We start from the raw sequence: 12,384 nt of genomic DNA, 5'->3' as shown, positions 1-12,384 counted from the left end.
ATTATTATTACCTGATTCAGTGTTTCTCCAAGCGGAGATATGTAAAGGAGGCCTCCAATGAAAATTCATTTAACAATCAATAGTGAGCTAGAAGAAACTGAGGTTCATATACATGCAAAGGAATACACCGAGCAAATTGAACGACTGATGAAGCAGCTACAAACTTCACAAACAACGATGCTAGATGGCTACTTTCAACAGGAAATTCATATGCTAAAAATTTCGGATATTTACTCCATTTATGCAGAGGGTGCAAAAGTTTTTTTGCAGACAGAGGAACAGGAATTCGAAACGAAGCGTAAATTATATGAGCTAGAAGCGCAATTAGCGAAAGACTTTGCCAGAGTCAGCAAATCGACACTTGTCAACATTAACAAAATTGCCTCTATTCAAATGGGTAAAATCGGTACAACAGAACTGATTTTAGAAAACGATGTGTCCGTCCATGTTAGTCGCAAATATTTAAAAGAACTAAAACATCACTTAGGTATTGGGAGGGACTCATAATATGAAATTTATTCGCATGATGATAATTGGAATACTCATATCACTTAGCTCTTCCTACGTCTTAGTAACATTAAGTGTCATATCTAATAACGCTGTGATCACAGGGCCGGAATTACTTGAACAAATAATAATCGCCGCCATACTTGGAGCTGTAATAGGTCTGCTGTCCATCATCTTTGATATAGAGCGTTTACCTTTTATTGCTCAGTTTATTTTACATGTACTTGCAGTTACGCTGTGTGTGTTGATTGCAGGCTATTTCGGGCGCTGGTTTGAACATTCAAGCATTACGTCTATTTTTATAAGCGAAGCTATTATTTTCTTTTTCGCTTGGTGCATTATTTATGTAATCCAGAAAAATGATATTGCAAAAATCAATCAAGTAATTCAAAAAAGAAAGGAATAAAACAATATGACCTTTGCTATACAAGTTGAAAATCTATGTAAGCAATATGGCAATCATCAGGCCGTAAAAGATATTTCATTTACGGTTGAGCAAGGTTCCCTCTTCGCCTTTTTAGGTGCAAATGGTGCAGGGAAATCAACGACTATTGAAATACTTTGTACATTGTTAAAAAAATCAAGCGGTACTGTAAACATTAATGGTTATACACTTGATGCAAGCAATGACAATGCGGAAATTCGAAAATCCATCGGTGTTGTATTCCAACAAAGTTTACTAGATGAACGATTAACAGTGCAGGAAAATATACTTCACCGCGGTAAAACATATGGCTTATCGAAAAAACAATTAACCGAAAACTATCAATTCGTTTCAACATATTTATATTTAGCTGATATAGAAAAGCGCAAGTATGGGACTTTATCGGGTGGTCAAAAAAGGCGTGCTGATATTGCTCGAGCCCTTATCCATCGACCAAAAATATTGTTTTTAGATGAACCAACAACTGGACTTGATCCACAAACGCGTCAATTCGTTTGGCAAGCCATTAAGCAGCTTCAGCTCGAAACAAACATGACTGTTTTTTTAACAACGCATTATATGGAAGAAGCGGCTGTCGCTCATCAAGTCATCGTCTTAAAAGAAGGAGAAATTGTTGCAGAAGGAACACCAGATACTCTTAAAACAAAATACGCCTATGATTCAATGGCAATTGTTTTTCATAATAGTTCGGAAGGAATACAATGGCTCGAAGACAATGCAATCTCTTATACAGAAAAGCTAGGTATCTTCTCCATCCGAGTCGACTCGACACTCCATGCTTTATCGCTATTAAAACAAGCCGAGTCGCTTATTGCTTCGTTTGAAGTCATCAAAGGTACGATGGACGATGTCTTTCTTCATATTATGGCCGAGGGAGGCGCAGCTTAATGGAAGCATTATTTAGCTTAGTACAACGAAATAACAAGGTTTTTAGACGTGATAAAACACAAGTCTTTTACTCGCTGCTTTCCGTCATTATCGTCATTATCCTTTACGCAGTATTTCTTCAAAAAATGCAAGTAAATGCAATAGAACAAGTGACAAAGTCTACTCCCGAATTGGTAACGATGGTCAATGAATGGATTGTCGCTGGTTTACTCTCGATGACAGCTGTTTCGACTACACTTGCCGCTTATGGAATTGCTGTTAAGGACCTTGAATCAAAAGCGCAAGCTGATTTTCTAACAGCACCGATCTCTCGAGCAACCATTCAATTTAGCTATGTATTAAATGCCTTTATCATTGGCTGTATCTTTTCCTTTATCGCCCTTATTGGCTGTGAAATTTTTATCGCAACAACTGGCGGTCAGCTATTAAGCTTTGAGGCATTCATCATAGTAGTAGGATTACTATTTATATCTGTGTTACTGGCCAGTGTTTTTAACCTGTTCCTTGTATTACTTGCTAATACCCAACATTCATTTTCAACTCTTAGTACAATCGTCGGTACAGCACTCGGTTTCTTTTGTGGTGTTTATGTACCTGTTGGTGCACTTCCATCCTTTGCTCAAAATCTTATTATGTATTTCCCTATCAGTCATACAACGCTACTACTACGTAATGCCTTTATGGACAACTCAATTTCCAAGGTTTTCGAAGGTGCGCCTGCTTCACAGGTAGAGGATTATAAAATAATGTATGGGATTGTCTATGACCTTCACGGAAATATACTAAGTACCTCAACAAGCATTATCATTATTGTCGTAACAATTATTGTACTAGCCATCTTATCTATCATTATTTTTAAAAAGAAAAATAAATAAACATTTTCGCACATCGTTTACAAAACGATGTGTTTTTTATTGATTTCTCCTAAACAATTTGTTATCTTAATAATAAATAAGCAAACAAAATTATAAATCGTTTGTTTTTTAGGAGGATATCCAATGGATGTAAATGAATTATTTTGGCAAGCTTCAATCCATGACATAAAAAAAGGCTACCATGATGAAGCAACACATTTCACTTGTTTACTTTGCGGAGAAAAAATTGAAAAGGGTATTATTTATCCACATGAAGGCGTTCTCTTCGAGGCAGAAAAATTTATGCAACATCATATTACTGCTGCACATCAATCAGTATTTCATTATTTAAACGGCCTTCATAAAAAAATGACAGGTCTAACTGATCATCAAAGTCATATTTTACGCTTATTTTATGAAGGAAAAACCGATCAAGAAATTAAAGAAGAGCTGGAAATTGGTAGTGCAACAACGATACGTCACCATCGCTTTACTCTTAAAGAAAAGGAACGTCAAGCGAAAACCTTTCTTGCAATGATGGAGCTATTAAAAGAACAAAATGAAAAGGAAGATAGCTTTGTACCTATCCACAAAACGGCAACGATGGTCGACGATCGCTATAACATTACAATTTCTGAAGAACAGCAATTACTTGAAAAGTACTTTCCAAACGGCATCGGCAAGGAGCTTGTCCGCTTCCCAAAACGTGAAAAGCACAAAATTGTCATCCTCCGTGCAATCACAAAGATTTTCGATGAAACAACACATTATTCAGAAAAAGAATTAAACGAAATGATTCAACCAATATATGAGGACTATGTGCAAATACGTCGCTATTTAATCGAATATGGCTTCATGGATCGAAAAGAGGATGGCAGTGCTTACTGGATCAAAAAATAAGAAAGCAGGGTTACCAATGGACCATAAAAAAGAATTAAAGGAACTGTATAAAGAAATAAAAATTGAAGCTGGTGTTTTCACAATGACCAATAAACAAAATGGTAAAGTGTTTGTAGGTAGCTTCAATAATTTAAAACGCTTAAACGGCTTTCAGTTTATGTTAAAAACAAATACACATACTAATAAAGAGCTACAAGCCGATTACAACACTTTCGGCAACGATGCTTTTGATATTGAAGTTGTGGAATATTTGAAGAAAAAAGAAGAAGGTTATTTCGATGCCAAAAAAGAGCTAGAAAAACTAGAACAAAAATGGCTCGACAAGCTGCAGCCATTTGGTGAACTAGGGTATAACTAAGTATGCATGGAAGCTACAAAAAAGAATCTGCTTTCTTTCGCAGTTAAGCTGGAGAAACTTACAGATTCTTTTTTTATTTCATATATAGTGTTGGTTCGCACGGGTATTCACCTATTCCTTTTAGGCGGTGGAGTAAATATCGGCTGGATCGGAGTATTTCTTCGCTGATTCTACACCCATTCCTTTGCCTAGGGCATTACTTTGACGCACCGGTATTTATCACTTCAATTCTTCAATAACTGAATTTCCAGTTGAGCTTTTTTTGTTAACTTTCCGAAAACTAGCTCATAAGAATATTTGATTAAATTTTCAACTAAATCCATAGGTACATCATCTACATCCATATAAATTGAATTCCAATGTGTTTTATTCATATAGTAGCCTGGAATAATACCTTCATAGGCTTCTCTCAACTCTTCAGCTCGAATCGGTTCACATTTCAACGTAAGTACCGGTCTACCAGTAGCATCGCCGCCCATCATCCCATACATTTTACCCCCAATATGATAGCGATCCGCCTGCCATTCTTCTTTGTAATCATACGTTGTTCCGTGAAGCTTTAAGCAATATGCGTGAATTGTTTCTTTGTTCATGATTTAACCCCACTCCCTTTAAAAATATAAAAACACACGTTCGATTATATTAATTATAATTCACAACGTGTGTAGATGGAATACATATTTATTTGCTTCTAGTAAGATAAACGTATTTTCCAGAATACCCTTTACTTTATACCCCTATCAAACATGCCGATGACCTCGGTAGTTTGCAATATATTGACGAAGGATTTGGCATCTGCTTCTTTTATCAACCCTTTTACTTCAGCAAGCTGATAGCGCGTAATGACGGTAATTAAAACTTTTCGCCCTTCGCCTGAATAAGCACCTTTCGCATCCATAATAGTTACACCTCTATGAAGCTTTTCCAGTAGTTGCTGCTTGACATCCTCACCCTTGCTCGTAATAATCATCAGTGTCAATTTAATATGACTCGTATGAATCGTGTCGACAACCTTCCCTGTGGCATAAATCGATACGAGCGTCAGTAATGCCGCATCCCAGCTAAAAACGAATCCGGAGATAGCTACAACGATACCGTTCATCGCAGAGATTAATGTACCTAGTGGAAAATCCCGTTTGCGACTTAGCAGCATCGCTATAATATCAAAACCTCCCGAGGAACCTGCCGCACGAAAAATCATGCCCATCCCTAAGCCCACAATAACACCACCGAATAATGAGGCGAGAATTGGGTCTTGGGTAGCTTTATGGATTGGAATAATATACAAACTTGCTGACAAAACAACTACTGAAAGAATGGTATATCCTATGAATTGTTTCCCCAGCTTTAAGACCCCTAAAATAAGTAAAGGCAAGTTCAATAGTAAATTTATTACCCCTGTATTTAAAGGCGTAATAATACCAAGCATGATAGCAATCCCGCTTAATCCCCCACTTAAAATCTCATGTGGGATTAACAAAAAGTTATAGGCAAAGGCGACTAATATCGATGAAAGTGTAATAACGACAATATTACGCATAACAATTCCCCTATCATTAACGAACAGTTTTAATCTTAGAATACCCAACTTATTCGTTCAAAAAACCTGGAGTATTGCAATTAAAAAATCGACATTTATTTCTTCTGATATTCTTTTTTCTGCTCCTCTTTTATCGGCACTTCTTTTAAAGGCTCCTCTTTATTCTCTTCTACACTCTCTGCTACCTTAGAAATACGTTCAAGCATTGGTGGATGTGTATAACGGAACCACTTTACGAGTAACTGTGGATTTACTTCACTTAAACCAGATATCGTTAGCTTTTGGAATGCAGTAACTGCGGACTCTCGATCACCCGTTAATGCAATCGCATATTGATCAGCTCTCGTTTCCTGATACCTCGAAATATAATTCGACAGAGGGCTTGAAGCAAATAATAAAACGGATGTTATGAGTAAAAACAATGGATAGGAGCTTATATCACCGATTTTTTTAATTTTTAATACCTGTCCGTAACGTCCAATCAACCACCTTAAACATTTCGCTGATAGCCATAACCCTAGTAATGTCAGCAAAAGATATCCCGCAATACCAAAATAAATATGCTTTTCAACGTAGTGTCCCATTTCATGAGCCATAATATATAATATTTCGTTATCTGTTAAACGATTTAACGTTGTATCCCAAAGCACAATTCTCGAATTACTGCCAATACCCGTTACATAAGCATTTAAGGCATTTGTTTTTTCTGCCATATTGACTTCATATACATGCTCTGCTGGTATATTTGCCTGTTCAGCAATAGACAAAATTTTCGCCTCTAGCTCTTTATTTTTGAGCGGATAAAAATCATTATATAAAGGATCAATAACTACAGGTTGAATAAACATTACAAATATTGTGAATGGAATCGTTAGAAACCATGCATAGAGCCACCATCTTTTGGCACTTTTTTTGATAAGCCAGTAAAGGACAGACACGATAATTAAACTCATGCCAAAGTTAACCCAAAAATCAAGAATACTATCTCTCATCCATGAGGGAAATGCTTGTGTACTAATACCATAAGTTTTGCTTAAATTGTAACGATAATAATTTAGTGGGAATAGTACAACATATAGTAAAAATGATAATAAGAATAGGTAGCTTGCATTTTGTAACAGCTTCCATTTTGTTTGTGACGTCGCTACCTTTTCAAAATAGCGTGATACGCCCATTATTAATATCATGAAAAAGACTAACCATTCCAAAGGTGTAGCAACAAAGAATAGGAAGTTCCGTATTTTCGAATATTCACCACTTAAATATAATTCTTTTTCAGACATAAACATCACCGGATCTGCGGCTGTCCCCTGCATCGCTCGTGGTATAGTACCACCACCGCTATGGAATATATACCAATACATACACAGCACATAAACACCGAATATAAGTAGCGCGACAATTCCCATTTTTTTCGCTATGTCATTTCCTCCCTTGTTCAACACTAAGTTCGTCCTATAGTAAGTGTAAGCTAAATTGAAAAAGTTAGAACAAAATTTTCTTTGTTTTTATTTACCTTCTATTATAATTCACACCAACAAGAAATATTTTGCTTCACTTCTTTGATAAGTCATGCAAATGCTATAACTTCATAGCTTGTTCCTTAATCACAAAATGTCGCAAATTTTTTAAGACTATATTTTTTTTACAAATCTCACGATGATCATCATGTAAATACCTAGTAGATGCTCATTTATATTCACTTAAAAAATTACAATTTATTATTTTGCCAAATAAAAATATATCCTCTTATGAATAATTCCGTAATCAACAATAATAACATGGAATGGGGATTATTTATCCCTATGAAGGGAGGGTTGTACTTGCTAACTGAGTTACTGACAAAAGATACTATACAACTCGCAAATTTTGTAAATACTTGGCAGGAAGCTATTCATTTAGCTGCTAGTCCACTATTAAAGCAGAATAAAATCGAAGCACGCTATATTGAGGCAATGATTCATTCCATTGAAAAACACGGTCCTTATGTAGTCATTACACCAAAAGTAGCGATTCCACATGCACGGCCCACGGAAGGAGTTAACGCGCTAGCCATGAGCCTATTAAGCTTACAAAAACCTGTCTTGTTTGGACCAAAAAAACCTGTTTTCTTAATTATTGTCTTAGCTGCGACCGGTCATGCTTCACATCTACAAGCATTAGTTGACTTAACAAAGATTTTGCGAGAACCAAAACAAATCGAAAGCATCATAGCCTGCCAGTATAAAGAAGAGATTATTAAAGAAATTCAACAAATTGTGGCAAAGGAGTCATCTTGATGAAAATTTTAGTAGTGTGCGGGAATGGCTTAGGCAGTAGCTTTATTATGGAGCTGAATGTAAAAAAAGCATTAACCGAGCTTGGAAAAGTTGCAGAAGTAACTCATACAGATTTAGCATCTGCCAAGGCCGAGAAAGCGGATATTTATATTGGTGCAGAAGATATTGTCAATCAATTGCCCGAAGAGAGAGGTCACATCGTTAGTATTGTTAATATGATGAGTATTTCAGAAATTAAAGTAAAGCTGAAACCGTTGTTATGAGGGATTAAATTTTTTGAAAAAACGAATGAAAAATTGGATAGGATGAGGTGTTAATATGTTAGATGTTATGATGAATGACATTTTGGGAACACCAGCTATATTAGTCGGCCTATTCGCTTTTGTCGGTTTATTAATCCAAAAAAAGTCAGCTTCAACCGTTCTTTCTGGTACGTTAAAAACGATTATGGGCTTTGTAATTCTTGGTGCGGGAGCTACCGTTTTAATTGGTTCTTTAAATCACTTTAGTCATATGTTTGATCATGCATTTAATGTCCAAGGGGTCATCCCCAATAATGAAGCGATTGTAGCAGCCGCACAAACTAATTTCGGAACAGCTACCGCCATGATCATGGTTTTCGGTATGATTATGAACATTTTATTTGCGCGATTTACGCCTTTAAAATATATTTTTTTAACTGGTCATCATACATTATTTATGGCGTGTTTAATTGCAGCATCACTTTCTGTTGGCGGTATGAGCGGCACACCTCTTATTATCGTTGGTTCTATTTTACTTGGTATTTGCATGGTCATATTCCCTGCCATTTTACAACCAACTGTTCGTCAAATAACAGGTAGTGATGATTTTGCTGTCGGTCATTTTGGAAGCATTGGTTATTATATATCTGCTAAAATTGGAAAGATCTTTGGAAACAAAGCAAAATCTACCGAAGATATAAAAGTCCCAAAATCTCTAGGTTTTTTAAGAGATACATCTGTCGCTGTTTCCTTAACTATGAGTCTATTTTTCATTATCGTTGCCCTATTCGCAGGTCAAACCTATATTGAGGGGCAATTATCTGGCGGTTCAAACTTTATCGTCTTTGCCATTATTCAAGCTATTACCTTTGCCGCTGGTGTCTATATCATTTTGGCTGGCGTAAGGATGCTAATTGCCGAAATAATTCCTGCTTTTAAAGGGATTGCAGATAAACTTGTGCCAAACACAAAGCCTGCATTAGACTGCCCTACGATTTTCCCGTTCGCACCAAATGCTGTTATTATCGGCTTTCTGTTTAGCTTTGTAGCTGGCCTAGTATCGATGTTTATACTCCCCCTCATAGGGCTAAAAGTGATTGTTCCTGGCCTTGTACCACATTTCTTCACAGGTGCGGCTGCTGGAGTATTCGGTAATGCAACTGGTGGTAGAGTCGGGTCTATGGCAGGAGCATTTGCCAATGGATTAATTATTAGCTTTATCCCTGCAATTCTACTGATCTTTATGGGTGATATCGGCTACGAAGGCACTACATTTGGCGATTCAGACTTTGGCATTGTGGGAATCATAATTATAAATATATTAAAATTATTTGGTGCAGTTTAATAGAAACAATTGGCCTTGCAAACACTTTAAATGTTTGCGAGGCTATTTTGATTGACAAAGAAAAGGGTTATTTTTGCAAAATATATAAATATTTCGCAACATCCCCTACCTTTTTCACTATACTCATAGAGAAAATTCATCAAAAAGCGAACTAAATACTCAGTGCATTGAAAATGTCGAGAATGATTTAAACCCAAATCCCTGTAGTAAATTACAAAAAATCTGATAGTATTTAATGGTAAAATAAAAAAACCATTGTCTGACATCTGACTTAGAATAACTTTTTGCCGATATAAATCATACATACAATTGGAGGTACTCATTTTGAAAAAATTAATGATTGGCTTTTGTTTAATAGTTTTGTTACTAGTAGCAGGCTGTTCAACAACTCCGTCAGAAAAAGCGCTAGATGACTATAAAATTGGGATCTTACTCTCAGATGCAGGGCTTGGAGACGAATCATTTAATGATTCAGCTTTTAAAGGGCTTGAGAAAGCACGAGATGAGCTTGGTATTTTGTTCGATTATAAAGAAGCGCCTGATGGCAATTACGAACAGAGGCTAGAAGAACTGGTCGCTGAAAAGTATAACGTCATTATCGGTCTTGGATTCTCTGTACAGGAAGCTTTAGAAAAGACTGCGAAAAAATATCCTGATCAGCAATTTATCCTTATTGATGGTCAATCAGATGTTGCAAATATCACTTCAATCACTTTTAAAGAGCAGGAAGGTAGCTTTTTACTTGGAATGGTTTCCGCAATGACGAGTAAAACTGGAAAGATAGGATTTATTGGTGGTGTAAGTGTTCCAGTTATCCATCATTTTGAAAACGGCTTTATTGAGGGAGCTCGATATTTTAATCCAAATATTGAAATTGTTAGTGAGTATGCTGGCACATTTGATGATACCGAGGCAGGTGCCGCAATCGCAGAACGTTACATAAAGAACGGCGTAGATTTTATCTATCATGCAGCGGGCTTCACAGGCTTTGGCGCCATAAAAAAAGCTGAACAAATGGGCGTATATGCAGCGGGAGTTGATACTGACCAATTTTACATAGCCGAAAAAACGGTCGTAACATCGATGCTAAAAAATGTCGACCAAGCTGTTTTTAAAATGGCTAAAACATTAGATGAGGACGGGAAAATCTCTGAAAAATCGTTTTCATTCGGTTTATCTGATAACGGAGTGGGCCTAGCGGATATACGTGTGATTAAACTTACACCTGAGCAACAGGCTGCTATTGAAAAAGCAAAAGAAGATATTGTTTCGGGTAAAATAAAAGTTTCTGCAGAAAAGGGGAACAGCCAGTGACACTTCGAAAAAAGTTATTTATGAACATACTTATACCTATTGTCCTCGCAATGGCTATGATTGGCTTTATTATCGTTCAAACATCTGATATACAAACAACTGCAGAAGATGATACAGAACTATTACTAGCAGTGAAAGAACTTGAGCAAAGTTTAGTTGTAGCGAGCCAATCACTAAATAATTACACCTATTTAGATAGTGAGGCCAATAAAAATGAAGCTCTTTCCATTTTAAAAGAAACGAAAGTAAATTTAGAAAAACTCTCAACGATTTCAAAAGTCGCTGAGCATAAGGCTATCATCAAAAAAATCGATAATAAATATGACGAGTTAGCGAAGGCTTCAGAAGAAGGGTTCCTTGCTCACAATCGTCCTGAAATAAAAAAACAAGCAATAAGAATATCTGGTATTTTGAATGATATGTATCTACTAAAAAAAGAAACAAATGAATGGTATAAAGAAACGAATGATTTGGCAAAGCAAAAAATATCTTTCATTACTACAACAGCAATAATTGGTAGTATCCTTCTAATTATTGCTACTATCATTTTTTCGTATGTCGCAACGAAAAAAATTACAAATCCGATTAACCGAATTGTAGATTATGCACAATCGGTGGCTGCAGGGAATTTGACCATTGACACCTCTTCCCTATCCTTTAAAAAAGGCAGTCGAAATGAAGTTGATCAATTAACTGAGAACTTTTCCACAATGATTGTTAACTTAAAAAACACCGTACAATCCATTGATCATGTAGGAAAAAATGTTGGTCTCTTCACAAAGGATGTCACAAGCTATATTGAAACCGTTAACGAGGGCAATCAACAAATTGCTGTATCAACAGACGAATTGGCAAAAGGAAGCCTAACGATATCAGAAGATATCCAATCAACGGCTGTCCTTATGAATACGATGGCTGATCAATTTACTACTGTTCAGCAGACAAGTGAACAATCAGCCATAAACGGCAACCAGGCACTTACTGCTGTCCAACATGGTCGTAGTTCACTAGAAAAGCAATCCTCTATTGCGAAGGATATTTCATCCACTTCGATTAACATCAAAGAGGCTGTTACTCAATTCTCTCAATTTACAACAGAAATTGAAGGTGCCGCTAATGCAGTCCATGCTATTGCTGATCAAACAAATCTCTTAGCATTAAATGCTGCCATCGAAGCTGCACGTGCTGGAGAAGCCGGAAAAGGATTCGCAATTGTAGCAGAGGAAGTCAAAAAACTATCTCATGAAACCGAAAAAGCAACGGCTTTCATCTCTTCTATGGTGACACATATACAAGATGGCATTACGCTCATTCTTTCTACGGCAGAGCAGGGACATCAGCTATCAAAAGAACAATTACAATCGATGACGGATACAGAGAAGTCATTTGAAGCAATTGCAACTCATGTGCTAGACATTAATGATCAGTTACAGCATCTTACCGAGGATATGGAACAAACAAGTGCAATGAGCCAGCAAATGAACAGTGCCATTGAAAACATTTCAGCTATTACGGAAGAAACTGCTGCAGGAACAGAGGAAATATCTGCTTCTACCCAAGAGCAGCTACACTCCTTCCAGAAAATTAGTGAAAAGGTTTCAGAACTTCAAGACATGACAAATACATTGTCTGTAGAGCTTAAAAAATTCACTTTATAATGATGAATGCAGCTTTTGGAAAATGAAAGACATATAATAAGAAAAGCAAAATCC

The 12,384-nt window shown here is 36.5% G+C and carries 14 protein-coding genes; 11 read left to right on the top strand and 3 right to left on the bottom strand.

What is annotated here, in order from left to right; genetic code table 11:
• Window positions 1-57: 57 nt before the first annotated feature.
• From AC3WSK_RS03210 to AC3WSK_RS03185, 6 genes are all read left to right on the top strand, one after another.
• The gene (locus AC3WSK_RS03210; protein ID WP_079559872.1) at window positions 58-507 is read left to right on the top strand and encodes a LytTR family DNA-binding domain-containing protein; all 450 of its coding nucleotides are present in this window, start codon (window positions 58-60) and stop codon (window positions 505-507) included.
• 1 nt (window position 508) lies between these two features.
• Entirely contained in the window at window positions 509-913 is a 405-nt protein-coding gene (locus AC3WSK_RS03205; protein ID WP_427482899.1) for a DUF3021 domain-containing protein, read from the top strand.
• Window positions 914-919: 6 nt separating this feature from the next.
• A complete protein-coding gene (locus tag AC3WSK_RS03200) occupies window positions 920-1,840 on the top strand; it encodes an ABC transporter ATP-binding protein (RefSeq protein ID WP_492414108.1) in 921 nt (306 codons plus the stop codon).
• A complete protein-coding gene (locus AC3WSK_RS03195) occupies window positions 1,840-2,715 on the top strand; it encodes an ABC transporter permease (RefSeq protein WP_492414109.1) in 876 nt (291 codons plus the stop codon). The genes AC3WSK_RS03200 and AC3WSK_RS03195 overlap by 1 nt, the downstream gene beginning before the upstream one ends.
• Before the next feature lie 123 nt (window positions 2,716-2,838).
• Window positions 2,839-3,594: a DUF2087 domain-containing protein gene (locus AC3WSK_RS03190; protein WP_427482905.1), complete on the top strand. Its 756-nt coding sequence runs from the start codon at window positions 2,839-2,841 to the stop codon at window positions 3,592-3,594.
• A 16-nt stretch (window positions 3,595-3,610) separates the two neighbouring features.
• Window positions 3,611-3,952: a GIY-YIG nuclease family protein gene (locus AC3WSK_RS03185; protein ID WP_079560350.1), complete on the top strand. Its 342-nt coding sequence runs from the start codon at window positions 3,611-3,613 to the stop codon at window positions 3,950-3,952.
• A gap of 224 nt (window positions 3,953-4,176) precedes the next feature.
• On the opposite strand, the gene AC3WSK_RS03180 is transcribed toward AC3WSK_RS03185, so the two are convergent.
• From AC3WSK_RS03180 to AC3WSK_RS03170, 3 genes are all read right to left on the bottom strand, one after another.
• The gene (locus AC3WSK_RS03180; RefSeq protein ID WP_427482907.1) at window positions 4,177-4,545 is read right to left on the bottom strand and encodes an MmcQ/YjbR family DNA-binding protein; all 369 of its coding nucleotides are present in this window, start codon (window positions 4,543-4,545) and stop codon (window positions 4,177-4,179) included.
• A 131-nt stretch (window positions 4,546-4,676) separates the two neighbouring features.
• Complete coding sequence (locus AC3WSK_RS03175; RefSeq protein ID WP_427482909.1) at window positions 4,677-5,492, bottom strand: YitT family protein; 816 nt, start codon at window positions 5,490-5,492, stop codon at window positions 4,677-4,679.
• 95 nt (window positions 5,493-5,587) lie between these two features.
• Entirely contained in the window at window positions 5,588-6,913 is a 1,326-nt protein-coding gene (locus AC3WSK_RS03170; protein WP_079560349.1) for a M48 family metallopeptidase, read from the bottom strand.
• Between the two features lie 402 nt (window positions 6,914-7,315).
• Here AC3WSK_RS03170 and AC3WSK_RS03165 point away from each other — a divergent pair, with 402 nt between their 5' ends.
• From AC3WSK_RS03165 to AC3WSK_RS03145, 5 genes are all read left to right on the top strand, one after another.
• Window positions 7,316-7,771, top strand: coding sequence for a PTS sugar transporter subunit IIA (locus AC3WSK_RS03165; RefSeq protein WP_079559865.1), 456 nt, complete (start codon window positions 7,316-7,318; stop codon window positions 7,769-7,771).
• Window positions 7,771-8,034: a PTS sugar transporter subunit IIB gene (locus AC3WSK_RS03160; protein WP_079559864.1), complete on the top strand. Its 264-nt coding sequence runs from the start codon at window positions 7,771-7,773 to the stop codon at window positions 8,032-8,034. Before AC3WSK_RS03165 ends, AC3WSK_RS03160 begins: the two co-directional genes overlap by 1 nt.
• A 55-nt stretch (window positions 8,035-8,089) precedes the next feature.
• Window positions 8,090-9,358 carry a PTS ascorbate transporter subunit IIC gene (gene ulaA / locus AC3WSK_RS03155; RefSeq protein WP_079559863.1) on the top strand — a complete coding sequence of 423 codons (1,269 nt, stop codon included), beginning with the start codon at window positions 8,090-8,092 and terminating at the stop codon, window positions 9,356-9,358.
• Window positions 9,359-9,682: 324 nt separating this feature from the next.
• Window positions 9,683-10,672 carry a BMP family lipoprotein gene (locus AC3WSK_RS03150; RefSeq protein ID WP_492414110.1) on the top strand — a complete coding sequence of 330 codons (990 nt, stop codon included), beginning with the start codon at window positions 9,683-9,685 and terminating at the stop codon, window positions 10,670-10,672.
• Window positions 10,669-12,330 carry a methyl-accepting chemotaxis protein gene (locus AC3WSK_RS03145; RefSeq protein WP_427482913.1) on the top strand — a complete coding sequence of 554 codons (1,662 nt, stop codon included), beginning with the start codon at window positions 10,669-10,671 and terminating at the stop codon, window positions 12,328-12,330. The genes AC3WSK_RS03150 and AC3WSK_RS03145 overlap by 4 nt, the downstream gene beginning before the upstream one ends.
• Window positions 12,331-12,384: the final 54 nt, after the last annotated feature.

Source organism: Lysinibacillus sp. EB271-A1-10B (assembly GCF_058791335.1).
Note: the sequence above shows the minus strand (reverse complement) of the source record. Positions and strands in the feature narration are given on the sequence as shown.

Excerpts from the sequence above, each read along its gene's own strand:
- AC3WSK_RS03210 (WP_079559872.1), top strand. The coding sequence starts at position 58 with ATGAAAATTCATTTAACAATCAATAGTGAGCTAGAAGAAACTGAGGTT.
- AC3WSK_RS03195 (WP_492414109.1), top strand. The coding sequence starts at position 1,840 with ATGGAAGCATTATTTAGCTTAGTACAACGAAATAACAAGGTTTTTAGA.
- ulaA (WP_079559863.1), top strand. The coding sequence starts at position 8,090 with ATGTTAGATGTTATGATGAATGACATTTTGGGAACACCAGCTATATTA.
- AC3WSK_RS03190 (WP_427482905.1), top strand. The coding sequence starts at position 2,839 with ATGGATGTAAATGAATTATTTTGGCAAGCTTCAATCCATGACATAAAA.
- AC3WSK_RS03185 (WP_079560350.1), top strand. The coding sequence starts at position 3,611 with ATGGACCATAAAAAAGAATTAAAGGAACTGTATAAAGAAATAAAAATT.
- AC3WSK_RS03160 (WP_079559864.1), top strand. The coding sequence starts at position 7,771 with ATGAAAATTTTAGTAGTGTGCGGGAATGGCTTAGGCAGTAGCTTTATT.
- AC3WSK_RS03175 (WP_427482909.1), bottom strand. The coding sequence starts at position 5,492 with ATGCGTAATATTGTCGTTATTACACTTTCATCGATATTAGTCGCCTTT.
- AC3WSK_RS03205 (WP_427482899.1), top strand. The coding sequence starts at position 509 with ATGAAATTTATTCGCATGATGATAATTGGAATACTCATATCACTTAGC.
- AC3WSK_RS03180 (WP_427482907.1), bottom strand. The coding sequence starts at position 4,545 with ATGAACAAAGAAACAATTCACGCATATTGCTTAAAGCTTCACGGAACA.
- AC3WSK_RS03200 (WP_492414108.1), top strand. The coding sequence starts at position 920 with ATGACCTTTGCTATACAAGTTGAAAATCTATGTAAGCAATATGGCAAT.